Source organism: Bradyrhizobium sp. B124 (assembly GCF_038967635.1).
Taxonomy (GTDB): domain Bacteria; phylum Pseudomonadota; class Alphaproteobacteria; order Rhizobiales; family Xanthobacteraceae; genus Bradyrhizobium.
The window spans coordinates 1,898,058-1,922,550 of the sequence record NZ_CP152413.1 but is presented as its reverse complement, the minus strand read 5'-3'; the positions used below and the strand labels follow the sequence as shown (position 1 = coordinate 1,922,550).

At 65.4% G+C, this 24,493-nt stretch carries 22 protein-coding genes and 1 pseudogene; 18 read left to right on the top strand and 5 right to left on the bottom strand.

What is annotated here, in order from left to right; translation table 11 throughout:
* Positions 1 to 34: 34 nt before the first annotated feature.
* Together AAFG13_RS09205 and AAFG13_RS09200 are read right to left on the bottom strand one after the other, a co-directional pair.
* Entirely contained in the window at positions 35 to 1,255 is a 1,221-nt protein-coding gene (locus AAFG13_RS09205) for an amidohydrolase family protein (protein ID WP_342711811.1), read from the bottom strand.
* A 17-nt stretch (positions 1,256 to 1,272) separates the two neighbouring features.
* Positions 1,273 to 2,256, bottom strand: a complete 984-nt coding sequence (locus AAFG13_RS09200) for a polysaccharide deacetylase family protein (protein ID WP_342711810.1) — start codon at positions 2,254 to 2,256, stop codon at positions 1,273 to 1,275.
* A 142-nt stretch (positions 2,257 to 2,398) separates the two neighbouring features.
* On the opposite strand from AAFG13_RS09200, the gene AAFG13_RS09195 reads away from it, so the two are divergent.
* The 15 genes from AAFG13_RS09195 to AAFG13_RS09125 all read left to right on the top strand — a co-directional run bounded on the left by AAFG13_RS09195 (position 2,399) and on the right by AAFG13_RS09125 (position 20,892).
* Positions 2,399 to 3,601: an ABC transporter substrate-binding protein gene (locus AAFG13_RS09195; RefSeq protein ID WP_342711809.1), complete on the top strand. Its 1,203-nt coding sequence runs from the start codon at positions 2,399 to 2,401 to the stop codon at positions 3,599 to 3,601.
* A gap of 40 nt (positions 3,602 to 3,641) precedes the next feature.
* On the top strand, positions 3,642 to 4,517 hold the full coding sequence (locus AAFG13_RS09190) for a branched-chain amino acid ABC transporter permease (RefSeq protein ID WP_342711808.1): 876 nt from the start codon (positions 3,642 to 3,644) through the stop codon (positions 4,515 to 4,517).
* On the top strand, positions 4,514 to 7,048 hold the full coding sequence (locus AAFG13_RS09185) for a branched-chain amino acid ABC transporter ATP-binding protein/permease (RefSeq protein ID WP_342711807.1): 2,535 nt from the start codon (positions 4,514 to 4,516) through the stop codon (positions 7,046 to 7,048). Before AAFG13_RS09190 ends, AAFG13_RS09185 begins: the two co-directional genes overlap by 4 nt.
* A 120-nt stretch (positions 7,049 to 7,168) precedes the next feature.
* Positions 7,169 to 8,005 carry a DUF2877 domain-containing protein gene (locus AAFG13_RS09180; protein ID WP_342711806.1) on the top strand — a complete coding sequence of 279 codons (837 nt, stop codon included), beginning with the start codon at positions 7,169 to 7,171 and terminating at the stop codon, positions 8,003 to 8,005.
* A 205-nt stretch (positions 8,006 to 8,210) separates the two neighbouring features.
* On the top strand, positions 8,211 to 8,399 hold the full coding sequence (locus AAFG13_RS09175; protein WP_050404632.1) for a hypothetical protein: 189 nt from the start codon (positions 8,211 to 8,213) through the stop codon (positions 8,397 to 8,399).
* 10 nt (positions 8,400 to 8,409) lie between these two features.
* Positions 8,410 to 9,660 carry a DUF1116 domain-containing protein gene (locus tag AAFG13_RS09170; RefSeq protein ID WP_342711805.1) on the top strand — a complete coding sequence of 417 codons (1,251 nt, stop codon included), beginning with the start codon at positions 8,410 to 8,412 and terminating at the stop codon, positions 9,658 to 9,660.
* Positions 9,657 to 11,165: an acyl-CoA synthetase FdrA gene (gene fdrA / locus AAFG13_RS09165; RefSeq protein WP_342711804.1), complete on the top strand. Its 1,509-nt coding sequence runs from the start codon at positions 9,657 to 9,659 to the stop codon at positions 11,163 to 11,165. The genes AAFG13_RS09170 and fdrA (AAFG13_RS09165) overlap by 4 nt, the downstream gene beginning before the upstream one ends.
* 4 nt (positions 11,166 to 11,169) lie before the next feature.
* Positions 11,170 to 12,129: a carbamate kinase gene (gene arcC / locus AAFG13_RS09160; RefSeq protein ID WP_342711803.1), complete on the top strand. Its 960-nt coding sequence runs from the start codon at positions 11,170 to 11,172 to the stop codon at positions 12,127 to 12,129.
* On the top strand, positions 12,078 to 13,895 hold the full coding sequence (gene fdrA / locus AAFG13_RS09155) for an acyl-CoA synthetase FdrA (RefSeq protein ID WP_342711802.1): 1,818 nt from the start codon (positions 12,078 to 12,080) through the stop codon (positions 13,893 to 13,895). Before arcC ends, fdrA (AAFG13_RS09155) begins: the two co-directional genes overlap by 52 nt.
* The gene (locus AAFG13_RS09150) at positions 13,895 to 15,340 is read left to right on the top strand and encodes a DUF1116 domain-containing protein (protein ID WP_342711801.1); all 1,446 of its coding nucleotides are present in this window, start codon (positions 13,895 to 13,897) and stop codon (positions 15,338 to 15,340) included. The genes fdrA (AAFG13_RS09155) and AAFG13_RS09150 overlap by 1 nt, the downstream gene beginning before the upstream one ends.
* Before the next feature lie 101 nt (positions 15,341 to 15,441).
* A complete protein-coding gene (locus AAFG13_RS09145) occupies positions 15,442 to 16,428 on the top strand; it encodes a BMP family protein (protein ID WP_342711800.1) in 987 nt (328 codons plus the stop codon).
* A 2-nt stretch (positions 16,429 to 16,430) separates the two neighbouring features.
* A complete protein-coding gene (locus AAFG13_RS09140) occupies positions 16,431 to 17,984 on the top strand; it encodes an ABC transporter ATP-binding protein (protein ID WP_342711799.1) in 1,554 nt (517 codons plus the stop codon).
* A 13-nt stretch (positions 17,985 to 17,997) separates the two neighbouring features.
* On the top strand, positions 17,998 to 19,086 hold the full coding sequence (locus AAFG13_RS09135; RefSeq protein ID WP_342711798.1) for an ABC transporter permease: 1,089 nt from the start codon (positions 17,998 to 18,000) through the stop codon (positions 19,084 to 19,086).
* Entirely contained in the window at positions 19,083 to 20,006 is a 924-nt protein-coding gene (locus AAFG13_RS09130; RefSeq protein ID WP_212309710.1) for an ABC transporter permease, read from the top strand. Before AAFG13_RS09135 ends, AAFG13_RS09130 begins: the two co-directional genes overlap by 4 nt.
* 58 nt (positions 20,007 to 20,064) lie before the next feature.
* On the top strand, positions 20,065 to 20,892 hold the full coding sequence (locus AAFG13_RS09125; RefSeq protein WP_342711797.1) for a cysteine hydrolase family protein: 828 nt from the start codon (positions 20,065 to 20,067) through the stop codon (positions 20,890 to 20,892).
* A gap of 28 nt (positions 20,893 to 20,920) precedes the next feature.
* Here AAFG13_RS09125 and plsY read toward each other — a convergent pair.
* Positions 20,921 to 21,605: pseudogene (plsY, locus tag AAFG13_RS09120) on the bottom strand (glycerol-3-phosphate 1-O-acyltransferase PlsY).
* Positions 21,606 to 21,802: 197 nt separating this feature from the next.
* Between plsY and AAFG13_RS09115 the strand changes: the two are divergent.
* The 3 genes from AAFG13_RS09115 to AAFG13_RS09105 all read left to right on the top strand — a co-directional run bounded on the left by AAFG13_RS09115 (position 21,803) and on the right by AAFG13_RS09105 (position 23,153).
* Positions 21,803 to 22,318 (top strand): GNAT family N-acetyltransferase, encoded by a 516-nt coding sequence (locus AAFG13_RS09115; protein ID WP_212309707.1) that lies wholly within the window; start codon positions 21,803 to 21,805, stop codon positions 22,316 to 22,318.
* Between the two features lie 107 nt (positions 22,319 to 22,425).
* Positions 22,426 to 22,881, top strand: a complete 456-nt coding sequence (locus tag AAFG13_RS09110) for a cupin domain-containing protein (RefSeq protein ID WP_342711796.1) — start codon at positions 22,426 to 22,428, stop codon at positions 22,879 to 22,881.
* Positions 22,882 to 22,970: 89 nt separating this feature from the next.
* Positions 22,971 to 23,153, top strand: a complete 183-nt coding sequence (locus AAFG13_RS09105; protein WP_249131574.1) for a hypothetical protein — start codon at positions 22,971 to 22,973, stop codon at positions 23,151 to 23,153.
* A gap of 27 nt (positions 23,154 to 23,180) precedes the next feature.
* On the opposite strand, the gene AAFG13_RS09100 is transcribed toward AAFG13_RS09105, so the two are convergent.
* Both AAFG13_RS09100 and AAFG13_RS09095 read right to left on the bottom strand, forming a co-directional pair.
* Complete coding sequence (locus tag AAFG13_RS09100) at positions 23,181 to 23,309, bottom strand: hypothetical protein (protein WP_283815061.1); 129 nt, start codon at positions 23,307 to 23,309, stop codon at positions 23,181 to 23,183.
* 119 nt (positions 23,310 to 23,428) lie between these two features.
* Positions 23,429 to 24,424: a phosphotransferase gene (locus AAFG13_RS09095; RefSeq protein WP_342711795.1), complete on the bottom strand. Its 996-nt coding sequence runs from the start codon at positions 24,422 to 24,424 to the stop codon at positions 23,429 to 23,431.
* Between the last annotated feature and the right edge of the window lie 69 nt (positions 24,425 to 24,493).

Below are 24,493 nucleotides of genomic sequence, written 5' to 3'. Positions count from 1 at the left end.
TTGCGACTGTTCGTCAAGGGCGTTTCCTGCATGTTCACTGCTTCCGGGCGCCGGCCGCAACCATCACGCCACCCTGCGCGACGAGTCGGCCGGCCTTGTAGACATCACGTGGCTTGGGACGAGCGACCACGGCCTCCTGGACATGCCGGGCATCCAGCACGACAAAATCCGCGATCCCGCCGACCGTGAGGCCGTAATCCTTGAGGCCAAGCGCGCGCGCTGCGCTGGTCGTCACCATGTCAAAGGCCGCGGCCAATTGATCGTCCGTGTTGAACCCTGAGCGATAGCCGACCATCATTGCGCGTTCGAGCAGGTCGCCGTCGCCGTAGGGCCACCAGGAATCGCGGATGTTGTCGTTACCTGAGAGCACGGTGACACCGGCATCGCGAAGCAGCAACACGGGCGGAAATGCGTGCGCACCGGGAGCATTGGTGAAAATGGCGACGCCGGCCTCGGCAAGCTGCTGCGCGGTACGCTGAGCCACGTCGCTAGCCACTTCGCCGAGCGCGTAGGCATGGCTGATCGTGACCTTGCCGCCAAGACCCGACGCTTTGGTTCGTCGCGCGATCTCCTCGATCTCCGAGATACCCTGCAGACCGCCGTCATGCAGGTGAATATCGATGCCGACGCCATGCCGCTCGGCGATCCCGAAGACGACGTCAAGATGCCCGGCGACGTCACCATCATGGCCTGCGGGATCAAGCCCGCCGACCAGATCGGCGCCGGCGCGAACGGCTTCCTCGAGCAATCTGGCCGTTCCGGGCGACGTCAGGATGCCGCTCTGGGGAAACGCGACGATCTGGATCGAAAGCTTCTCCCGGTGCGCCTCCCGCGCGGCGGCGATCGGTTCGAAATGTCGCAGGCCGACCTCGGCATCGACATCCACATGGCTGCGCATGTGAGTGGTGCCCTGCGAGACGCAAAGGTCGATCAGGGCTGCGGCCCGAACTGGGATCGGCTTGGCGCCGGCGAGCGCTTCCTTCTCGAATTTGACGCGCTCGCGCACATTGAAGCCCGCGGTACAGGGCCGGTGCGGCTTCCAGTCGTCGCCGATGAAGCATTTGTCCAGGTGGATGTGACCTTCGACCATGCCGGGCAGCACCAGCCGCCGGCCAAGATCGCGCCTTTCGCCGACTGCGCCGTAGCTTTGCGGGGACGACGCGATCGCCACGATCTTGCCGCCACGGACGGCGATTTCGACCAGCTGGCCGTCGGTGAGCCGCGCGTTCTGAAAGAGTGTGTCGATGGCTGTCACTTCAAGTCTCCAGTTTCTTATGTCGGCACGATGCCGTCGGGCAGGGCGCGCGAAAATGCCGCGATCTCGCCGGCGGTGGTGATCCAGATGTCCTCGCGCCGTGCGACGATCGCCTGCAGGGCGCGTCGCAGCGGCCGCAGCCGGTGGGGCTGGCCGACCAGATATGGATGCAGCGCGATGCCCATCACCAGCGACTGCTTGGTGGATTGCGTCAGCATCTCCTCGAATGTGTCCGTGATCATGGCCGCAAACTGTTCGCCGCTGTCCTTGCGCCCGACAATCGAGGGGATGTCGTTCAGTTCCTGTGGATAGGGCACGGACAGGATCCGCCCGCCATCCCTTGTCGAGAACCACACCGGCTGATCGTCCATGCACCAGTCGAGCAGGTATTGGTAGCCCGCTTCGGCGAGAAGGTCCGGCGTGACGGCTGATTGCGATATCCATGGACCGAGCCAGCCGAGCGGCCGTCGTCCCTCGGCCCGCGCGATGACATCCGTCGCCTCCGCGATCAGTTGCTGCTCCTCGGCAGGTGCGAGCACGCCCTGCCGTTCGGAATTGGTCCGTCCATGGCCGACAACCTCGTCGCCGCGCACGCGAAATGCGTCCATGACTTCCGGGCAGTAGTGATAGATGCTGCTGTTCGCGAGCACAGAGACCGGCAGTTTCAGTTCATCGAACAGATCGATGAGCCGCCACACGCCGACCCGGTTGCCATAATCGCGCCAGGCGTAATTGAGGACGTCCGGATGTGGACCGCCCGGGCAGAGTTCGGCGCCGAGTCCATCGCCGAAAGCGAAATGCTCGAGGTTGAGCGCGATGTAGACCGCGAGCCGCTTTCCGTTTGGCCACACGAAGTCGGGGCGGCGCGTGATCGCGCTGTAGCGGTAGCGGTCGTGAGAGCGGAGACCGCGGGCCGGATCCGGCGTTTGCGCGGATGTTTCACCGCCGAGAACGCCACGTGAGGTGGCCCGTTCCGGTTCCGCTCCAGTCTCCCGTTGCATTGCAATCTCCATTCGGCGCGCGATCAGCCGCTTGACATTCGTCAATTTGTGAAGAAAGTTTTTACTTCCGTCAAGGCCGCGGAGACAGCGGCAGCGGACCAGAGGCGGCTTGGGAGCCGTCGGAGCGGGAGGAATTGCAGAAATGAGCTACGCTTGTACCCCCATCACCGGGTTGTGCCGCCGCGTTGTCTTGCAGGGCGCGCTCGCCATTCTCATCGGCGCTGTGCCGCTCGCGGAGCGGGCACGGGCCGCCGAGCCGATCAAGATCGGCCTGGTCACGGCGCTGTCGGGCCAGTCGGCGCGCGCCGGCGAAGCATTGACCCGCGGCGCCACGATCGCGATCGAGGAGATCAACGCGAAAGGGGGCGTGCTCGGCCGTCCCCTGGAGCTGGTGCGCCGTGACGATGAAAGCAATCCTGCGAAGGGGCTGACCGCCGCGCGCGAACTGATCCAGCGCGAGAAGGTCGCGGTGCTGCTCGGCGGTCTCGATACGCCCGTCCAGCTCGCGATCGTGCCGTTCGTCAACAACGTCAAGATGCCATTCGTCGTGCCGTGGGCGGCCGGGACTAACATCACGCAGAACGGCGCCGCGTCCAACTACGTATTCCGCGTCTCGGCGATGGACGACGAGGTCGACAAGGCGATCGTTGCGTTCGCCGGCAAGACCTTCGCAGCGAAGAAGCCGGGCCTCATCCTCGTCAACAATCCCTGGGGCGAATCGAACGAGCATGGCCTGCGCGCAGCGCTGAAGGCGGCCGGGATCGAACCGGCGGGTGTCGAGAAGTTCGAAGGGAACGACGTCGACGTGGTCGCGCAGTTGTCCCGGCTCAAGCAGGCCGGCGCCGACTCCCTGTTCCTGGTCGGCAATGTCGGTCCGTCCTCGCAGGTCGTGAAATCGCTCGACCGGATGGGCTGGGCGCCGCCGATCGTGTCGCATTGGGGACCGGCCGGCGGCCGCTTCACCGAGCTCGCCGGGCCGAGCGCCGAGAGCGTCGTCTTCGTCCAGACCTACAGCTTTTTCGGCAACCTCTCGCCGGTCGGCAAGCGCGTGCTCGCCGAGCTGCAGTCGAAGTATCCGGACATCAAGGGACCGGCGGACGTGACGCCCGCGGTCGGCTTTGCCAACGCCTATGACAGCGTCCTGGTGATCGCCGGCGCGATCCAGAAGGCCGGCAGCACCGATCCGACCGCCATTCGTGACGGCTTCTACGGAATCGACCGGCTGGAAGGCCTGATCAAGACCTATGAGAAGCCGTTCGCCCAGGACAAGCACGATGCACTGACGGCACAGGACTACATCTGGGCCCATTTCGAAGACAACCACATCCTGCCGTTCAAGAACTGACGGCAGCGGTCGTCCAGCAAGCAGATCGGGGTGATCATCGATGTCGTTTCTTTCGGCGATAATAACCGGAATGGCGCTGGGGAGCATGTACGGTCTGCTCGCGCTGGGCTTTCACGTCACTTACGCCGTGTCCGGCACGGTCAACTTCTCGCAGGGCAGCTCGATGACCCTGGGAGCCGTTGCCGGATACTTCTTCCTCGTCGTGTGGGGCTGGCCGGCCGCGATCGGTATCCCCGCGGTGTTGCTGGTCTGCGCGGTGTACGGCGTCCTGATCGAACGCTTCGCGGTTCGTCCGTTCGTGCAGCGCGGGTCGGACAACTGGCTGATGGCGACCGTTGCGGTCGGCATCATCGTCGACAATGTGATGCTGTTCGTGTTCGGCAAGGAGCCGCGCAGCTTCCCGTCGATGCTCGCGGCCAAGCCGATCCAGATCGTGGAGGGCGCAGGGGTCTATCCGCTGCAGCTCCTGATTCCCGTGGTCGGCGTGTTGCTTGCGCTGGCGCTGCATTTGATCACCCGCCGCACGCGGCATGGCGTTGCGATGCTTGCGGTGGTGCAGAATCCCAATGCCGCACGGCTGATGGGCATCAATGTCAGCGGCGCCATTGCCGCGAGCTACGCGGTGTCGGCCATGCTCGCGGGCGTCGCCGCGCTCCTGATCGCGCCGCTGTTCAACGTCTCGTCCGAGATGGGCACGCTGTTCGGCATCAAGGCGTTCGCCGCCGCGATCATCGGCGGTCTCGCCAGCGCCTGGGGCGTCATGCTGGCCGGATTGTGTCTCGGCCTGATCGAGGTGTTCGCGACCAACTATCTTGGGTCGGTCTACACCCAGATCATCACGTTCGCTTCCGTCATCGTCATCCTCGTCGTCATGCCGCACGGGCTGCTCGGCCGAGCTGGAGTTAAGAAGGTATGACCTCGCGCGCCTCCCTTCTCGTCGCGGTCGCGGCGTTCGCGATTGCCATCGGCTATGCCGCGGTCGCGGACAGCTATTCGGTGTTCCTGATCGCGACGATCTCGCTGACGGCGATCGCCTGCATCGGCCTCAACGTCCTGCTCGGTCTCGCCGGCCAGATCTCGCTCGGCCATATCGGCTTCATGGCGATCGGTGCGTACACCACCGTGCTGCTGATGGAGAAGGCTGGATGGCCCTACCTCGCCGCGACGGCGGGGGCCATCGTGCTGGTCAGCATCGTCGGCGGCCTGCTCGCGATGCCGGCGCTGCGCGTGCGCGGGCCGTACCTCGCGATGGTGACGATTGCGTTTGGCTTCATCGTCGAGCATGTCACGATCGAGTGGCGCGATCTCACCGGCGGCGGCAACGGCCTGATGCTGAGCGCGCCGCCGAGCGTGTTCGGCTATGCGCTGTCCGAGCGTTCGCTTGCCATCGCCGGCGTCGTGCTGGTGTTTGTTGGTCTCTTCCTGTTCGAGCGCCTGAAGCGCAGCGGCTGGGGCTATGCCATGCGTGCCGCCCGCGATACCGAGGTCGCGACGCGCTCGCTCGGCATCGATCTGGTTCAGGTCCGCGCCGTGGCCTTCGTGATCTCGGCGGCCGCGATGGCGCTGGCCGGCGCGCTGTTCGCACCGCTGCAGGGCTATATCAGCCCGAGTTCGTTCCCGTTCCTGCAATCGGTGCTGCTGTTGCTCGCGGTGATGGTCGGCGGCGCCGGCTCGGTGCTCGGTCCGGTGATCGGCGCAGCGCTGGTGGTGCTGCTGCCGGAAGCGCTGTCGGATCTGGCGGAGTATCGCCTGCTGGCGTTCGGCGTGCTGTTGTTCCTCGTGCTGCGCGCCGCGCCCTCGGGCATCGTCGGCCTCGCGGAGCAACTTGCGGCAAGATTCTTGCCGGCGCGCAAGCCGGTGGCCGAGCCCGCGATCGCAGCGGCGAATGCCGATGCGGCGATCCTCGAGACCCACAGCGCGGCGGGGCTCGATGTGACGGATCTCTCGATTTCGTTCGGCGGCGTGCGCGCGGTCCAGGGGGTATCGTTCAAGGCGGCGCCCGGTGCCGTCACCAGCATCATCGGCCCCAACGGGGCGGGGAAGACCAGCGCGCTCAATCTGCTCTGCGGCTTCTACCGGCCGCAGGCGGGGACGGTGAAGCTCGGCGACCGCGATGTCACCGGCATGACGTCGCATTTGCTGGCGCGGGTCGGCGTGGCGCGCACGTTCCAGACCACGCAGCTGTTCGGCTCGCTCACGATCCTGGAAAACATCCTGCTGGCCGAACGGGTCGGCCGGCTCGGCGGCGTTGTCTCCGCGCTGCGCAACGCGGAGACCGAGGGCTTTGCCCGATTCCTGCTGCGCTTTGCCGGTGTCGACGGCGACGTCGATCGTCTCGCGGATTCGCTGTCCCATGGCGAGAAGCGGCTGGTCGAGATCGCGCGCGCGCTCGCGTTGCGGCCCCGCATCCTGTTGCTCGACGAGCCCGCGGCGGGCCTCTCGAAGGGCGACAAGCAGCGCCTGACCGCGCTGTTGCGCCGGATCGCCGATCTCGGGATCGCCGTCATCATCGTCGAGCACGACATGCCGATGATCATGTCGCTGAGCGATCTCATCGTCGTGCTCGACGGCGGCAAGCGCATCGCGACCGGCGATGCGGCGGCGATCCGCAACGATCCGCTGGTCCGCAAGGCCTATCTTGGCGACGCCACGCCCGGCGAGAAGAGCCGCGCGCCGCGGCCGGCGCGGCAGGGCACCGCACTCGAGGTCAAGACGCTCGATTCGTTCTATGGCCTGTCGCGTGCCTTGAACGGGATCGATCTGGTGGTCGCTCCCGGCGAAGCGGTCGCCGTGCTCGGCGCGAACGGCGCCGGCAAGACCACCCTGATGCGGTCGATCGCCGGTCTCGAACCGCCGCGATCCACGGGCGAAGTACGGCTCGCCGAGACGCGCATCGACAGGATGCCGGCACATATTCGTGCCCGCTATGGCGTCGTGCTGGTGCCGGAAGGGCGGCAGGTGTTTCCGGAGCTGACGGTGAAGCAGAACCTCCAGCTCGGCGCCTACGCGCGCAAGGGCCTCGACCTGGATGCCGAGATCGAGGCGATGTTCGTGCGCTTCCCGCGGCTGAAGGAGCGCATCGACCAGCGCGCCGGCTTGCTGTCCGGAGGCGAGCAGCAGATGCTCGCGGTGGCGCGCGGACTTCTGACCGGGCCGAAGATCTTCATGCTGGACGAGCCGTCGCTCGGGTTGGCGCCGCTCGTCGTCGATGAGCTGTTTGCGTCCTTCGAGCGGCTGCGGAGCGAGGGCATGACCATCATCGTGGTCGATCAGATGGCAGGCCACGCGCTCGCGCTGGCCGACCGGGCCTATCTCCTGGAGACCGGTGCGATCCTGAAGAGCGGCGCCGCCGACATCATCGCCGAGGATCCGCTGCTTGAGGCAGCCTATCTGGGCGGCGAGGCCCAGGCAGGCGCGCCGCAACGGTTCGCGGCCCAGGCACGCTGAGGGAGGCGAGGGCGGATGTTGATCGGAGGCCGCGAAGCTGACGGAAGGCAGCCAGGCCACGGGAGCGCGCCGGGCGAGCCGCGTCCCGGGCCCGCAGCGACGGTCTGTGCCGGGGTGGAAGTGGGGCTGCTTGCCGACAGGGCGCTTCGCGATCGCGCCGCGGGCCAGGTCGTCGCCGTGTTCGAACGTTCGTTCTACGCCGTGATCGACGGGATCTGGATCTGCGTTGGACGGATCGGCATCGGATCGGGTCCGCTGCACGTGGTCGGCGACTTCCGATGGTCGGGCCTTGTGGTCGGCGATCCGGTGCGGGTCGCAGACTCCATTCTGTGGATCGGAGCGACGCCGCTCGCGAATCTGGCCGCGCGGGCCGTCTGGGCGCCGCGCGCTGCACCACGCTGGTCGACGGGCAGCCTGCGACGCGGCCTTGATGCCGTCGACGAGGTGTGGGGCGGTGATCTGACTTCGGAGGGCCTAGCCGCGGTCGGGGCCGGACATGCTCCGGGCGACGCCTCCGCGCTCGTTCGGGCCGCCATGCCCGGTCTCGCTGCACTGGAACGAGTCCTGGCAGGCTCGGATGACGATGCGGATCGCGAGTCCGGGCTTGCCAGCCTGATCGGTCTCGGGCCGGGGCTTACGCCGTCCGGCGACGACCTGATCGGCGGTGCGCTGATTGCGTTGGCTGCGCTGGGACGCATCGAATGTCGCGATGCATTGTGGAAACATTGTCGTGCGCTGCTCGATGGCACCAACGACATCAGCCGAATCCATCTGCGCGCGGCGGCGCTGGGCTACGGCGCGGCAGCACTGCACGCTGCCATCCATGCAACGATGAGCGGCGAGGCCGCCGAATTTCATCGCGCCCTCACGGCCCTGACCGCGATCGGGCATACATCCGGACTGGATGCATTTGCCGGCAGTCTGATCGTCCTGCGCCACGCCCTTCGCGAGCGGTGACGCGGTTGCAGATCAAATTTCGAGTTCTCCCAGACTGCTCCGAACGAAGTTCGGAGCTCTTTTTTTAGAGCGGGATTGCCTTTCGACCGGTCTGCTGTTCGAGCGGGTACGGAAATCCGCATTTCCCGAGAATTCGATCTTGACGAAGTAAGTGTTTTCTTATTAACTCGGCGCAACGAAAACGAACTTTGTTAGGGCGGAGACGATGACGGATCAGGATAGGCCGCAGTATCAGCAGTTGCTGGCGCGCAAGGTCGAAGTCGTGAATGTCGGGCTTGAGGGGTTCGTGAAGGACCTCCGCGACTGCGGCATCGATGTCGTTCACGTCGACTGGAAGCCGTCGGCGGGCGGAGATCCGCAGATGGCGGCCCTGCTCGCGAAGCTCGGTGTGTGAGGGCGCACCGATGAAGCTGATCGAAGACGCAAACCAGCAGGCGCTCGCCCGGATCCTCGAAGGGGAGCCGCGGCTGATCGACATCGTTCCCGCCCGCCAATTGATCCCGGGCCTGCGCGAACGGATGATCCTCCACGCCGGACCGCCGATCTCCTGGGACAGGATGTGCGGCCCGATGCGCGGTGCGGTCGCGGGTGCCATCGTGTTCGAGGGGTGGGCGCAGGATCTGCCGACTGCGACCAAGCTCGCCGCCAGCGGCGAGATCGAATTTCACCCGAACCACCACTTCGGGGCGGTCGGCCCGATGACCGGCATGACGACGATGTCGATGCCGCTGTTCGTGGTCGAGAACGCGCGCTTCTCCAACCGCGCCTATTGCGCGATCAATGAGGGGCTCGGCAAGGTAATGCGCTTCGGCGGCAACGACGCCAGCGTGCTGAAGCGGCTCGCCTGGCTGCGCGACGTGTTCGGGCCGACGCTCGGCAAGGCGATCCGTGCTGCCGGCGGCATCGACCTGAAATCGATCGTCGCGCGGGGCCTGTCGATGGGCGACGAGCTGCATCAGCGCAATCTCGCCTGCTCGAGTGTATTCCTTCGCGAGATCGCGCCCTGGATGGCGCGAACCTCGACCGACAATGCCGTTCTCGCCGAATGCCTCGCGTTCATCGGGCAGAACGATCAGTTCTTCCTCAACATCGCGATGGCGATGGGCAAGGCGATCACCGATCCCGCCAACGGCATTCGGGGTTCGACCATCGTCACCACCATGTGCCGCAACGGCACCGATTTCGGGATCCGCGTCAGCGGGCTCGGCGAGCAATGGTTCACCGCGCCGGTCGAAATGCCGGAGGGGCTGTATTTTGCCGGCTACTCCGAGAAGGACGCCAATCCGGACATGGGTGACTCCGCGATCGTCGAGACGATCGGTCTGGGCGGATTTGCGATGGCGGCGGCGCCGGCCGTCGCGGGCTTCGTGGGGGCCGGCGCGCCCTCCGAGGCCGGAAACTTCACGCGCTCGATGGGCGAGATCACGGTTGCGCAGAATCCGGAATGGACCATCGCCGCAATGGACTTCGCGGGCGTGCCGACCGGCATTGATATCCGTCTGGTCGTCGATTCCGGCGTGGTGCCCGTCATCAACACAGGCATCGCCCATCGCGAGCCCGGTATCGGGCAGGTCGGTGCCGGCGTGGTCAAGGCGCCGTTGGCGTGCTTCCAGCAGGCGATCGTCGCGATCGCCAAGGATTTGGGTGTGTCATGAACGTCGTTGTCCTGAACGAGGTCCGCAAGGGATTCTATCTCGACTCGGTCGCGTTGATGCGGCTGTCGCGCGAGGTGGCCGGCTCGCCCGGCGTGATCGAAGCGGCGTTGATGATGGGGACTCCGTCGAACGCCGCGATCATGCGCAATGCGGGGCTGCTGGAGGAGGGCACTGCCGTGAAGGGCAATGACCTCGTGATCGCGGTCAAGGCCGAGTCCGAGATTGCTGCCCGCGAAGCCCTCGACAATGCGATCAAGTCGCTCGACAAGCCGAAGACGCAGGGCGAGGCGCAGTCTGCCTGGCGGCCGCACTCGATTGCCGCGGCTGTGAAGGTCAGGCCGGAGATCAATCTTGCGCTGATCTCCGTTCCCGGCGAGTTCGCCGCCGCGGAGGCCCGCAAAGCGCTCAATCGCGGCCTGCATGTCCTGATGTTCAGCGACAACGTGTCCCTCGAGGACGAATTGTCGCTCAAGCAGCAGGCGCGGGCGGCCGGCCTCCTGATGATGGGGCCGGATTGCGGAACCGCCGTGATCGGCGGCGCACCGCTGGCGTTCGCCAACAAGATCAGGCGCGGCAGGATCGGCATCATCGGCGCGTCAGGGACCGGAACGCAGGAGGTCTCGTGCCTGATCTCGGAAGCCGGCGCGGGAATCTCCCACGCCATCGGGGTCGGCGGGCGCGATCTGAAGAAGGATATCGGCGGCATCACCACGCTGATGGCGATCGATGCGTTCGAGTCCGATCCGGAAACCGATCACGTGGTGCTGATCTCGAAGCCGCCGCATCCCGATGTCGCCAAATCCGTGCTTGAGCGGATCGGCAGAAGCCGGAAGTCGTACACCGTGTGCTTCATCGGTGCTTCGGAGATCGAGCTGCCGCCGAACGCCCGCTTCTCGCCGACGCTGAAGGGCGCCGCGGAGCTGGCGCTGGGAGACAAGAAGATCGGCGCAGGCTTCGATGCGAGCGCGGTCGCATCACGGCTTCCGCGCAGTGGCCGCGGCGGCATCGAGGGCTTGTTCGCCGGCGGAACGCTGTGTGCCGAAGCTCAGGTGATCCTCGCTGCGGCAGGTCGCAAGGTGGCGTCGAATGCCGCCATCCCCGGCGTGGTCAAGCTCGGCGTCGAGCCGAACGCCGGACGGGACCGGCTGATCGACCTCGGCGACGACGAATATACCCGTGGCCGGCCGCACCCGATGATCGACCCCTCAGTGCGCGATGATGCGTTGCGTGCTGCGCTCAGGAATCGCGACCTTTCGGTGGTGCTGCTCGACCTTGTGCTCGGCTATGGCGCGCACGCCGATCCCGCCGAGCATCTGACGAAGATCGTCGCCGATCGCGGCCAAGATGCGCCGGCGTTGATCGCGTCGGTCGTCGGCACGGAGCAGGATCCGCAAGGGCGCTCCGCGCAGGTCAGGAAACTCGAGCAGGCCGGAATCCTCGTTGCGCCGTCGAACGCGCAGGCGTGCGAGCTAGCGGTTGCCATCGTCCAGAATGCCGGGAGGTAAGGAAATGCGTACACTCAATGACGTGCCGCGTCGCCTGGTGGTCGCGATCGGTGGCAATGCGGTTCACCCCGAGGATATCAGGGGCACTTCCCAGGAGCAGAAGTCCGTCGCGCGGATCACTGCGGAAGCGCTGCTGCCGCTCGCGCAACTCGACAATGAACTGGTCATCACGCACGGCAACGGCCCGGTCGTCGGCAAGATCATGATGCGCCAGATGCTGACGATGAGCCGAATCCCGCCGATGGACCTGGACATCTGCGTCGCGCACAGCCAGGGCGGCATCGGCTATCTCCTGATGCAGGCGATCGAGAATGCCCTGCGCGAGCAAGGCAACCAGCGACATGTGGCAAGCCTGCTGACCCAGGTCGAGGTGGACAAGGACGACCCCGCGTTCAAGAATCCGACCAAGTTCGTCGGACCGTTCTTCTCCGAGGACGAGGCGAAGAAGATCAGCGCCGAGCTCAATTGGGCGATGCGTGAGGATTCCGGGCGAGGCTGGCGTCATGTCGTGCCGTCGCCGAAGCCCAAGCATGTCTGCGACATCTCGCTGGTCGACGCCTTGGTCAAGCGGGGAACGATCGTCATTGCGGGAGGCGGCGGCGGCGTCCCCGTGGTTCGTGACGCGAAGGGCGTGCGCACCGGCGTGCCGGCGGTCATCGACAAGGATCTGACGTCCGCGCATATCGCCAATGTGCTTGGTATCGAAGAATTGCTGATCCTGACGGCTGTTCCCCGCGTTGCGGTGAATTTCGGCAAGCCGAACAAGAAGGAACTGGACCAGGTCGGCCTCGAGGAGATCAAGGCCTATCACCGCGAAGGACATTTCCCTCCGGGAAGCATGGGACCCAAGGTCGATGCGGCGATCCGGTTTCTCGAGGGCGGCGGCAAGCGCGCGATCATCAGTCACCTCGATTGCGCCATGGCGGCGCTGCGGGGCGAGACGGGGACGCACGTCGTTCAGTAACCACCGGGATCGGCGCATCGGCGGGATATTCGCCCGCGCCTCACCGAGTTGAAGCAGTTGAGGCGCGTCGGCGCCTCATTCTGATCAAGCAATCGAGCTGGCCGCCGGCTCAAGCTCAGACACAAGACAAGCAACCGGCCTGCGGGATTCAAGGGAACGACAAGGCAATGGCCATTCAATCCAGCATAAAGGCGAACCTGTACAAGGATTCCGTGTCGTTGATGCGGATTTCCCAGGTCACGGTCGCGCGGACCGGCGTGCAGCGGGTCACGCTGCTGATGGGAACGCGCAGCAACAAGGAGTTCCTGCAGCAGGCCGGGCTGATGAGTCCGGCGCTCGAGAGCGCCAAGCCGGGCGACATCATGATCGTCGTGGCGGACGATGCGCCCGACAAGCTCGCAGCCGCGGAGCGGGAGATTCACTCCCTGATCGCCGGTGAGGAACCGAAGGGCGGGTCGGTTGAGGCAGCGGCGGAAGCACCGCCGCGCTCGATCTCCGGCGGCGTCGCGATTGCCGATCATGCCGACCTCGCATTGATCTCGGTGCCGGGCCCCTATGCCGCGGCGGAAGCCTTGAAGGCGCTGCGCCGGGGTCTGAACGTGCTGCTGTTTAGCGACAACGTGCCGATCGAACAGGAGGTGGCGATCAAGCGCGTTGCGGCGCAGAAGGGCCTGCTGGTGATGGGACCGGATTGCGGCACGGCCATCATCAATGGCGTGCCGCTTGGATTTGCTAACGTCGTTCGGCGGGGTGTGATCGGGCTCGTCGGCGCGTCGGGAACGGGCCTGCAGGAGGTGATGTGCCAGATCCATCGTCATGGCCAAGGCATCTCGCAGGCGATCGGCACCGGCAGCCACGACGTTTCAAGCGAAGTCGGCGGCATCACGATGTTGCAGGGCCTGGAGTTGCTGGCCGCCGATGCGCAGACCAAGGTCGTCGCCATCGTCTCCAAGCCTCCTGCGCCCGATGTGCAGAAGCGGGTGATCGAGCGCGCTCATGCGATCGGAAAGCCGGTCGTGATCTGCTTCCTCGGCGGCGAGCCGGCCGCGTCGGCCGGCAATGTTCACCGCACATCCTCGCTCGAGGAGACCGCGCGGCAGGCCGTCGCGCTTGCGGGCGCGCGCCAATCCGGAAGCGACGAGCAGTCCATCGAAGCGTTGGCAACGAAGGTTTCTGCGTCGCTGGCACCCTCGCAGCGCTACCTGCGCGGTCTCTACTCCGGCGGAACGTTTTGCTCGGAAGCCCAGACCATTTGGCGGGCGGCGGGCATTCGTGCCCGGTCGAACGCGCCGCTTGCCGGCGCAGATCGTCTCGCCGACGTGGAAGAGAGCCACGGGCACACGGCGATCGATCTGGGCAGTGACGAATTCACGGTGGGGCGTCCGCATCCGATGATCGACTATGGCGTGCGGATCGAACGGCTGCTGAAGGAAGCGGACGATCCGACCGTTGCCTGCATCGTTCTGGACGTCGTGCTCGGCTACGGCAGCCACCCCAATCCGGCAGAGATCCTGGCCCCGGCGATCCGGCGGGCGAAGGCCGCGGCGCGAGCGCAGGGGCGGGAGCTGCCCGTGATCTGCTTCGTCTGCGGCACAGATTCAGATCCGCAGCCCTACGAGACCCAGAAAGCCATGTTGGCGGACGCCGGCGCGGAGATTGTCGGCAGCAGCACGGGCGCAGCCCGTTCCGCGCAAGCCATCGCGAGCCGCATGGCCGTGGACGACAACGCCACAGGGCGCCGTGCGATGCAGGGTGGAGAACGATGATGAACGCAGCCCCTTCCGCGCTCCAGCACAAGACCTCCGTCATCAGCCTCGGCGCCTCCGGCCTCGACCGCGGCGTCGAAAGCAGTGGTGCCCCGCTGGTGCGTCTGCAGTGGCAGCCGGTCGGCGACGGAACTCCCGAGGTCGCCTGGAGCCTCGCGCAACTGGTTGGCGACGCCGGGGATGCCGACTGCCCGGGATCGCGGATCGATCGCGCCAATGCGGAAGTGCTCGAGCGCATCCTGACCGCACAGCCGGTATGGATCGACGTCGCGGCGCACGCATCCGAGGTCTGGCCGGACATGGGCCGGACGCTGCTTCATGCCGGTCCGCCGATCGCCTGGAACGATATGTGCGGCCCGATGAAGGGGGCGGTCGTCGGCGCGATCCTCTACGAGCAATGGGCGACGACCCAGCAGGAGGCCGAGCAACTCGTCGCGGCAGCCGGCATCCGCTTCGCGCCGTGCCATGAATTCGGCGCGGTCGGGCCGATGACCGGGATCATCTCGCCCTCGATGCCGCTGTTCGTGGTGGAGAACCAGACCACCGGCAATCGCGCCTATGCGCCGATGATGGAATCCGGCGGCGCCAAGACCTTGCGTTTCGGAGCCTTCGCGCCCGAGGTGATCGAAGGCCTCAAGCTGATCGAGAATGTGCTGGCGCCGTGCCTGAAGGCCGCGGTCGCCGGCATCGACGGCGGATTGCCGTTGAAGCCGCTGATGTCGCAGTCGCTGCACATGGGTGACGACGTCCACAACCGCAACACGGCGGCGACCCTGCTGCTTTATCGCGCCGTCACGGAATCGCTGGTGAAATCCTCGATCTCGCGCGATCTGGTTCACGAGACGCTGCGGACGATCGGGGCGGACGACATGTTCTTCCTCAGCCTGTCGATGGCGGCGTGCAAGGCGACCATGGATGCCGCGCACGGCGTGCCGTTCAGCAGCATCGTCACGGCGATGGCGCGCAACGGCGTCAATGTCGGCATCAGGGTCAGCGGCCTGAACGGGCAATGGTTTGTCGGTCCGGCCGATATTCCTGTCGGCCTGTTCCTGCCCGGCTTCAGCGAGGCTGATGCCAATCCCGATATCGGCGACAGCGCCATTACCGAAACCGCGGGACTAGGCGCGTTCGCGATGGCGGCGGCCCCGGCGATGGTGCAGTTCGTCGGCGGCACGCCGCAGGACGCGCTGCGTTACTCGCGCGAGATGGCGCACGTCACGATCGGCCGCAATCCCGGCTTCACCCTGCCGATGCTCGATTTCATCGGAGCGCCTGTCGGCATCGACATCCGCAAGGTCGTGGACGAGAGCAGGCGGCCGGTCATCAACACCGCAACCGCGCACAAGGAGCCGGGCATGGGGATCATCGGCGCCGGCGTCGTGCAGGCGCCGATGAAGTGCTTCGTCGACGCCGTCGGCGCGCTGGCGACGATGGCCGCGAGATGAAACTGCTTCAAGTTTGAGGACGACGGCGCGGGCGCGCCGCCGATGCAAAAAGCGCCGCAACAAACAATGCGGCAATACCGGGAACGAACAGGAGGAAACACATGAACGGTACCCGTCGTGCATTTCTGCAAACAAGTCTGCTCTCGGCAGCCTTCATCGGTTCATCGGGCCGGCTCGCCTTCGCCGATGATGCGAAGCCGCTACGTATCGGCATTCTGATTCCGGGGTCGCGGGCTGACCATGGCTGGATGGAGTCGGCTTACAACGGCATGAAGGCGGCCGAGCAGCGCCACGGCAAGAATGTTGTGATCACGTCGATCGAGAACGTCAAGTTCGCCGACATGGAGCAGGCGCTCGTCACGCTCGCGAGCAAGAATGACATGGTGATCGGCGCCGCGGGGCAGACCCAGGCTTCGGTGCTCAAGGTCGCCAAGCGCTTCCCGAAGGTGAAGTTTTCCATCGTCGGCCCGACCGGACAGCCGACAGAGAACGTCGCGCAATACGACGTGCTGCAGGCCCAGATCGGCTTCATTGCCGGCGCGGTCGCCGCGATGATGTCGAAGAACGGTGCGGTGAGCTACGTCGGCGGCCTTGAAATTCCGGCCATCGTCAACACGGGAACGGAATTCGCGAACGGCGCCAAGCACGTCAAGCCGGACACCAAATGCTTCGTGACCTACACCGGCGACTTCGACGACGTCGCCAAGGCGAAGGAGGCGACCCTTGCCGCGATCGCGCAGGGCGCCGACGTTCACTACAACATCCTCAATCTCGGCGTGCGCGGAATGGAGCAGGCGGCGCGCGATAAGGGCACCAGGATGATCGGGAGCTATACCAACTACTGCTCCGACAACAATCCGCTCTACATCGCCTATACGGTCAGCGGCATCGGCTTCATGGTCGAATATGCCATCGACCAGGCCGTCGCCGGAACGTGGCACCCGGAGTACAAGCAGTTCGGCCTCGCCATGGGGCCGCGCTCGGCCGACATCGAGATCTGCCCCGGAGCAACGCCTGAGATCCAGGCCAAGATCAAGGAGCTCAAGGACGACCTGCTGTCGAGCAAGATCAAAGTCAAGGTGGGCTGACCGTGGCTCTTCTCGAACTGTCTGGCTTGACCAAGCGCTTCGGGGTTTTCACTGCGCTCGACGACATATCGCTGCTGATCGAGCGCGGCGAGGTGCATTGCCTGCTTGGCGAGAACGGCGCCGGCAAATCGACATTGTGCAACCTGGTGTTCGGGGTGCACCGGCCGGATGCCGGCACGATGACGCTGGGCGGGGAGCCGTTTGATCCGCGCGGCCCGGCGGAAGCACTGCAGCGCGGCGTCGTGATGGTGCATCAGCATTTTAGCCTGGTCCCCAACATGAGCGTGGCCGAGAACCTGATGCTCGGCCGCGCCAGCGCGGTGCTGAAGCCGCAAGACATCATCGTGCGGATGGAGCAGCTCGCAGCGGAATACGGCCTCGAGATCGACCCCGAGGCGCGGATCGACGAGCTTTCGGTCGGCGAGCGGCAGCGGGTCGAGATCATCAAATGCCTGCTCGGCGATCCGCAGCTGCTCGTGCTCGACGAACCGACAGCCGTTCTGCAGCCTGACGAGATCGGTGCGCTGCTGGCGATCTGCCGCCAGGTGGCGCTGCGCGGAAAGTCCGTGATCCTGGTGACGCACAAGCTCGGCGAAATCAGCCGCGTGGCCGATCGCACGACGGTGCTGCGGCAGGGCCGGATCATCGAGACCGTCCCGATGGAGGGCGCCGACATCCGATCGCTGGTGCGCTCGATGGTCGGCCGCGACGTCCAGTCGGCAGGTTCGGTGCTCGCCGCCGCGGTCGACGTCGAGGGCAAGACGCCGGCGGAACCCGCAGACGCGGCCGGTCCGGCGTCGGCGGCCGAGGCGGTGCTGCAGATCTCGGACCTCGTGTATCGCGACCCGCATGGCGTGCCGCGGCTCGACGGCCTGAGCCTCACGGTCGGCACCGGCGAGATCGTCGGGATCGCGGGCGTCGAGGGCAACGGCCAGACCGAGCTCGGACTGATCCTGGCCGGGCTCGCCTCGCCAAGCGCCGGCGCGATCGTGGTCGGCGGCACGCCGGTGGGCGGTTGCACGCCGCAGGAGATCACGGATGCGGGTGTCGGCATCGTTCCCGAAGATCGCCATGCGGTGGCCTGCATCAGGGAATTGTCGGTGGCCGAGAACCTGTTTCTCGGCGCCATCGGAAAATTCAGCCGCTTCGGGCTGCTCGACAAGTCGGCGCGCCGCAAGGCGGCGGAGGCGATGATGCGCGACTTCGACGTACGGGCGAGCAGCCCTGATGTTTCGATGGCGAGCCTCTCCGGCGGCAATCAGCAGAAAGCGGTGCTTGCACGCGAGCTGTCGCTCGATCCGCTGGTGTTCCTGCTCGCCGCGCAGCCGACGCGCGGCCTCGACGTCGGTGCGATCGAAGCCGTCTACAATCGCATCCGTGCGGCACGCGATGACGGCCTCGGGGTGCTTTTGATCTCCAGCGAGCTCGAGGAGCTGATGGCGGTGTCGGACCGGATCGCGGTGATCTACCGCGGCAAGCTGGTTGGCGAGCTCGCGGCCGGGTCGTTCAGCCGCGAGGCGATCGGAGCGATGATGTCGGGGCATGCGCATGTCTAGGTTGGCCATGGTTATGAAGAATCCGAAGCTTGCGCGGGTCGCAAAGGGCGCGAGGCTCGAGCTCGTGCCGTTGCAGGTTCTGGTTCCGGTGATATCGACCATTATCGCGCTCGGGATCGGCCTGCTCATCATCGCCGCCACTGGCGCATCCGTCCTCGAGGCGATCGAAGCCTTCTGGGACGGCATGGCGGGAAGCGATTTCAACATCGGTGCTTCGATCAATCGCGCCATCAGCCTCGCGCTGGTCGGTCTCGGCTTCATCTTCGCCAACCGTGCCAACCTGACCAATGTGGGCGGCGAGGGGCAGATCGCGATGGGCGGCATGTTCGCGACGGCAGCGGCTCTGCACGGCGCCGGCGACCTGCCGTTGGGACTGGCGTTTATCGTGCCGCTCGCCGTGGGGACTATCGCGGGAGCCGTTTGGGGCGGCCTGGCGGGCTTCCTCAAGGCGGCACGCGGCACCAACGAGGTCATCAGCACATTGCTGTTGAGCTTCATCGCGCTGCCGCTCGTGTACTGGTCGGTCGAATCCTTTCACCTGCTGCGCAAGCCGATCAGCGATGTGTCGTCGCTGCCGGAATCGGCGGAGATTCCAGATTCGACCAAGCTGCCGCTGCTGTTCCCGGACAATGGATCTCCGCTCCATATCGGTCTGCTGATTGCGGCGATCGCCGTCGTCGTGGTGTGGCTGGTGCTCAAGCACAGCACGCTCGGTCTGCGGCTGCGCGCCGTCGGCTTGAATGCGACGGCCTCCCGCCGCGCCGGCATGCGAACTAGCTTCTACGTGATCCTGGCCATGACGGTCTCCGGCGGCCTGGGCGGTCTCGGCGGCGCGATCATGATCCTCGGCCAGCAGTTCTATCTGACGAGCGATTTCTCGTCCGGATACGGATTTGACGGCCTGGTGGTCGGCTTGCTGTCGCGCGGCTCGGCCGTCGGCGTGGTGATCGGTGCGCTGCTGTTCGGCTTCCTGCGATCGGGATCCATCAACATGGAAATCTCGGCGCATGTCCCGTCCGCCGTCGTCCTGATCTGCCAGGGCCTGATCGTCATTGTCATTGCAGGCTCCGCAATCCTCACCAACCGAAAGGTGACCCGATGATTGACGAACAAATGGCCGTGTTCATCGGTTCCGGACTTCGTCTTGCGGTTCCGATCATCTTCGCCGCAACCGGCGAGATGCTGAGCGAGCGCGCCGGCGTGCTCAATCTCAGCCTCGATGGCATGATGCTGATGTCGGCCTTCACGGCGGCGCTGGCGTCGTGGGCGACCGGCTCGCCGCTTCTCGGCGTGGCGGCCGGCGTATTGGTCGCGATGGCGGTTGCCGCGGTCCAGGCCGTGCTGAGCGTGACCTTGCGCGCCAATCAACTGGTGGTGGGGATCGGATTCAACATCCTGGCGCTGGGAACAACCACGTTTCTCTACCGTGAGATCTTCGGGCCGCTGTCGCGCGATCCGATTCCCGGTTTCGCGCAGCTCAATCTGCCGTGGCTTGCCAGTATCCCGGTGATCGGGCCGGCATTGGCGAACCAGACCGGGCTTGCCTATGTCAGCATCCTGATGGTCGTCGTGACCTGGTTGATCCTGAAGTACACGTCGTTCGGGCTGGCGGTGCGGGCGGTCGGCGAGGATCCGCGCGCCGCGGACAAGGCGGGCATCAGCGTCGCCAGGACACGTTATCTCGGCGTGCTCTACGCCGGTGTGCTGGCGGGCCTCGGCGGTGCGTTCATGTCGGTCGCGGACAGCAATACGTTCACCGAGAACATGACCAAGGGAGCAGGCTATCTCGCGATCACGGCGGTGATCTTCGGCGGCTGGAATCCCTGGTACACGCTGGCGGCATGCCTGCTGTTCGGCTTCGCGACCGCGTTGCAATTCCTGGTGCCGGCGCTGCAGCTCGATGTGCCGGTCGCGCTGCTGTTGCTGCTGCCATATCTGCTGGCGCTGGTCGCCATCGCGGGCTTCGTCGGCAAGAGCAGGCAGCCCTCGGCCCTGACCATTCCGTTCGAACGCGGCGGCTGATCGCAACAGACTTCAAGAAAACATAGGCAAGAAAACATAGCCAAGGGAGGAAAGTCCGATGACCAGTTCCACTTTAGCAAAGGCCGCGGAATCCGCCGCGCCCAACGCCGCCAATCCTCTTGGATCCGCTCCCGGCTACAAATGGCTGGTCGACGACAACAACGTCAACATGGCGATGGCGCCGCCGCCGCCCAGGGCGGTCACGATCGACGCGCAGCCGCAAACGGTGACGGTCGATCTGCACCGCACCGCTCTCATCGTCGTCGACATGCAGAACGACTTCTGCGCCAAGGGAGGATGGGTCGATCATCTCGGCCTCGATCACACGCCGGATCGGGCGCCGATAGAGCCGCTGCAGAAGCTTCTCCCGGTGTTGCGGAGCGCCGGCGTGCAAATCATCTGGCTGAACTGGGGCAATCGGCCCGATCTGAAGAACATGGCGCCGAACCAGCTCCATCTCTACAAGCCGAAGGGCGTCGGCATCGGCCTTGGCGAGCCGTTGCCGGGCAGTGGCGCGCGCGTGCTGCAGAAGGACAGTTGGGCCGCGGCCGTTGTCGACGAATTGAAGCAGGAGCCCGAGGACATTCACGTCGACAAATACCGGATCAGCGGCTTCTGGGACACGCCGCTGGACAGCATTCTGCGCAATCTCGGAACCAAGACGATCCTGTTTGCCGGCGTCAACACCGATCAATGCGTGCTGCATTCGCTCACCGATGCGAACTTCCTGGGCTACGGTTGCCTTCTGGTCGAGGACTGCTGCGCAACGACGTCGCCGGGCTACTGCGTTGAAGCAACCCTGTTCAACGTCAAGAAGTGCTTCGGCTTTGTGACGCATTCGTCAAACGTCATCGATGCCATTTCAGGAGCAGATCCAACGGCGTGACAGATCGGTCGCGCTCCGAGTGCACACACTAGCCTTGTGACGCCGCTTGCGATTCTCGTCCACCTGATCCCAGGCGCGGCTCGGTCCCGGCCAGCAGCCGCTGGATGTTGGCGCGATGGCGCGCGATCACGTAGAGGCCACCTGCGATGACCAGCAGGCGATAGGGCAATGGCTGCTCCAAGGCGCAGACCAGTGCGATCGCAGTGAGCGCCGCCATCATCGAGCTCAGGGAAACAATCCGGGAAATTGCCAGCACGCCGGCAAAGGCCGTGGCGGCGCCTAAACCGACGGGCCAGGACAGCGCCAGCAACACGCCGAGCCCGTCGCTGCGGATTTGCCACCGGTGAAATTCAGCCAGATCGAACGGCTGTGGCCCAGCAATACCGCAAGTCCGGCCAGGCAGACCGCCCAAGGCAGCAAGGTTTGCAGATCGATCGCCGTCGGTGGCGTGACCGACGGCAATGTCCCGAGCCAGGGATAGAACCAGCGGGCAAATACAATCGCCCCCGCGCCCTTCAGCACATCGACCAGCAGGACCGCCAACGCGGGCCACTTGCCCAAAGTACGCAAGACGTTCGTGGCCCCGGTGGACCTGGAGCGTGCTCCCGGATGTCGATACCCCTCAGCAGTTTCCCGGCCAGATAGCCCGCAGGTATCGAGCCGAAAAGATAAGCGGTCGCCAATCCAGCCGCACTCGCGATCCAAAAAACCACAGGCTTCTCCCCGATGCGCCAGTTTCAGCCAAGCGTCATCCGAAGTCTAGCTCTGTGCGACGGCCGATATCGTGGATACGAGGGGCGACTCCCTCACCCGCTCCATTCCGCTTTGGAATAGGCTGGCGGCGCGATAGATATTGCGATCGACATGCCGATCGAGCGGCGATGCTGCCGCGACGGAGACAGGACACGGAATGACGACGCAATCAATCGAGATTCGCCGCCTCTTGCCTGCAGACGCTGCGCTTTATCGCGACATCCGTCTCGAGGCGCTGCGCTTGAGCCCCGAGGCGTTCGGCAGCGCGTATGAGACGGAGAGCGTGCATCCCGTCGAATGGTTCGCGGAGAGGCTCGCGCACGGGGCGGCGATAATTGGGGCGTTTCGGGGCGGCGAACTCGCCGGCATCGTCGGCTTCATCGCGGCGCAAGGGCCGAAACAGCAGCACAAGGGCATGCTGGTCGGGATGTATGTGCGGCAGCAGGCGCGACGCGCCGGTGTCGGCCGGCTCCTGGTCGATGCCGTGCTCGAGCTCGCCGCGCAATCGGTCGAGCTGGTGCAGCTTGCCGTGGTGAAGGGCAACGAGCCGGCCTGCGAGCTCTACCGGCGCGCCGGCTTTGTCGAGTACGGGCTGGAGAGGCATGCCCTGAAGATCGACGGCCGCTACTATGATGACATCCTTATGGTGAAGGATCTGCTCGGGGGCGCCTGACGTCGCACAAGGTGGAGTGTCACAATTCAGGCGGCTCGTTGCGATAGCCGCACATCCAAGCTTAGGGCCACGCATTCATTTGCTGTCATCGCCCCGGGGACGCTGCCATGCCGAAAGTCGATCTGACAAAGGTGCCGGAACGCAAGGGGACCGGCTATCCGGCCGAGTTCGCCGCACCGTGCGCGGAACGAACCCGGCAGCGCCTCGGCGACGCCGGCGGGCTCGCCGATTTCGGCGTCAATCTGATGCGGCTGCCGCCGGGCAACTGGTCGAGCCAGCGCCATTGGCATTCGGACGAGGACGAGTTCGTCTATGTGCTTGCAGGTGAGGTGGTGCTGATCGAGGACGGCGGCGAGACGGTGCTGCGCGCCGGCGATTGCGCGGCGTTCCCGAAAAATTCCGGCAACGGGCACCATATGATCAACAGGTCGCAGATGACGGCGACCTATCTCGAAGTCGGCTCGCGCTCGCGTGCCGACGTCATCACCTGTTCCGACATCGATATGATGAGCCCGAGCTCCGACGGTCGCTTTCTGCACAAGGACGGCCGGCCGTACGAATAGGCCCTGGACCGCAGGCCGGCCCGAAATCCGGCGTTGCGGATTGGCCGGCGAAGGACCAATCTTCCGGCCAGGGAGATTTGGTCGCGTCCATGACGGAATGGTATTTCATCTGGATTGATGGTCCGCGCGGACCCGAGCCGCAGAAGTGGTCGTCGGACGCGCTGTGGGGGCAGGTGGCCCGTCAGGATATCATCGTCCGTTTTCCCTTGAGCGATCGCGAGGCCGGCCTGTCGCTCGATCAGCTGGCGCGGCTGCATCCGGTGCCGCAGTGAGCTGCGCCGCGAGAGCGTGCGGCAGTCTCACACCACCAGCCGTCCCTCGCGCTCCGCGACTGTGATCTGCGCTTCCGTCCCCGAGTTGAAATCGAGCCGGTCGGCCTCGATGCCGTCGCTGAAGATGACGCCATTCTCGGGCATCAGCGAGCGCACGCTGAGGCGCTCGGCGCGTTCGAGGCTGCCACAGACGAGCGTGACCCGCGAGGTGCGGCTTGGAAACGGCTGGCCCGACGGTGTTCTTTGCGCGCACGTTCAATCCGCCGGGTTGACCGTCAAACCGAAAGATCGAAGCCCGGCGTCGCAACCTCGGTCAGGAACGAGGCCAGGAACATCTTGCCGAACACGTGCTTGGCCGCGGGTGTGCCGATCCTGAGCCGGCCGGCGCTTGTGGCCGCTGCGAGTTCGGCAAGCGTCGGCGCGGCGAGGCTGGTGTCGGGTGCGGCGCGCGGCGCTGTCGCGGATGCGCTGAACAGTACGCCGGCATAATAGAGACGGGAGAGGGCGCGGACCAACCGCAACCGGGCGCGCAGCGCCTCGTCGAGCGGGCGGCCGAGCCAGGCGCGATGCAAAACCGCCTCCAGCTCCGGCGTTCGCGCGAAGCTGTCGCCGACAACAGCGAGATCAACCAGCGGATCGGTGCGATAGGCCGATTCCCAGTCGATCATCCAGAGCCTGTTGCCGTCGAACAGGATGTTGGCGGGAAGCGAGTCGTTGTGGCTCGAGACCGAGTTCGCCTCATCCCAGACATAGGCCGCGCGAATGCGTTCGAGACGCTCGTTGCATCGGTCGAGCACGCCGGGCGCGAACAGGCCGGTGCGACAGACATGAGCCCAGAGCCGAGCCACGATATCGGGATAGCGCACGAAAGCCGGAAAGGTCGGCGTCGCCTGCAACCGCGCCAGTAACTCGCCGAGCGCCTTTGCCAACGCCGGCGGGCCGCCGGGATAGCTACCGAGCGGCTGCCGCTGGATAAAATCCATCACCGCGACGCGCGACGCTTCGTCGACGTAGTAGAGTCGCGGTGCGATGCCGGCCTCGGCCGCGATACGCAGCGAAACATATTGGTACGGATTGCGCAGCGGGCTCAGCCCGCCTTCGATCCGTAGCAAATAATTCTTGCCGCCTGCATCGATCCGAAACAATCGCGCCGACGTGGCGCCGCCTGAGATCGGCGTCACGGCGTCGATCGCTGCCCTGCCGATCACCTCACGCAGCGCAGCATGCGCTGCATCGCGCTGTTCCGACTGAAGCGTATCGAGATTACTCATGCACAAAAAGTTAGCATGACGGCTATGCGTTCCGAAATCGCATTGATGCAGCGTTCTCGATCTATTGCT

Bases quoted from the DNA above. Each gene is read 5' to 3' on its own strand.
- AAFG13_RS09200 (WP_342711810.1), bottom strand. From the start codon at position 2,256: ATGCAACGGGAGACTGGAGCGGAACCGGAACGGGCCACCTCACGTGGC.
- AAFG13_RS09195 (WP_342711809.1), top strand. From the start codon at position 2,399: ATGAGCTACGCTTGTACCCCCATCACCGGGTTGTGCCGCCGCGTTGTC.
- AAFG13_RS09190 (WP_342711808.1), top strand. From the start codon at position 3,642: ATGTCGTTTCTTTCGGCGATAATAACCGGAATGGCGCTGGGGAGCATG.
- AAFG13_RS09185 (WP_342711807.1), top strand. From the start codon at position 4,514: ATGACCTCGCGCGCCTCCCTTCTCGTCGCGGTCGCGGCGTTCGCGATT.
- AAFG13_RS09175 (WP_050404632.1), top strand. From the start codon at position 8,211: ATGACGGATCAGGATAGGCCGCAGTATCAGCAGTTGCTGGCGCGCAAG.
- AAFG13_RS09170 (WP_342711805.1), top strand. From the start codon at position 8,410: ATGAAGCTGATCGAAGACGCAAACCAGCAGGCGCTCGCCCGGATCCTC.
- fdrA (WP_342711804.1), top strand. From the start codon at position 9,657: ATGAACGTCGTTGTCCTGAACGAGGTCCGCAAGGGATTCTATCTCGAC.
- arcC (WP_342711803.1), top strand. From the start codon at position 11,170: ATGCGTACACTCAATGACGTGCCGCGTCGCCTGGTGGTCGCGATCGGT.
- AAFG13_RS09150 (WP_342711801.1), top strand. From the start codon at position 13,895: ATGAACGCAGCCCCTTCCGCGCTCCAGCACAAGACCTCCGTCATCAGC.
- AAFG13_RS09145 (WP_342711800.1), top strand. From the start codon at position 15,442: ATGAACGGTACCCGTCGTGCATTTCTGCAAACAAGTCTGCTCTCGGCA.
- AAFG13_RS09135 (WP_342711798.1), top strand. From the start codon at position 17,998: ATGAAGAATCCGAAGCTTGCGCGGGTCGCAAAGGGCGCGAGGCTCGAG.
- AAFG13_RS09130 (WP_212309710.1), top strand. From the start codon at position 19,083: ATGATTGACGAACAAATGGCCGTGTTCATCGGTTCCGGACTTCGTCTT.
- AAFG13_RS09125 (WP_342711797.1), top strand. From the start codon at position 20,065: ATGACCAGTTCCACTTTAGCAAAGGCCGCGGAATCCGCCGCGCCCAAC.
- AAFG13_RS09115 (WP_212309707.1), top strand. From the start codon at position 21,803: ATGACGACGCAATCAATCGAGATTCGCCGCCTCTTGCCTGCAGACGCT.
- AAFG13_RS09110 (WP_342711796.1), top strand. From the start codon at position 22,426: ATGCCGAAAGTCGATCTGACAAAGGTGCCGGAACGCAAGGGGACCGGC.
- AAFG13_RS09105 (WP_249131574.1), top strand. From the start codon at position 22,971: ATGACGGAATGGTATTTCATCTGGATTGATGGTCCGCGCGGACCCGAG.
- AAFG13_RS09095 (WP_342711795.1), bottom strand. From the start codon at position 24,424: ATGAGTAATCTCGATACGCTTCAGTCGGAACAGCGCGATGCAGCGCAT.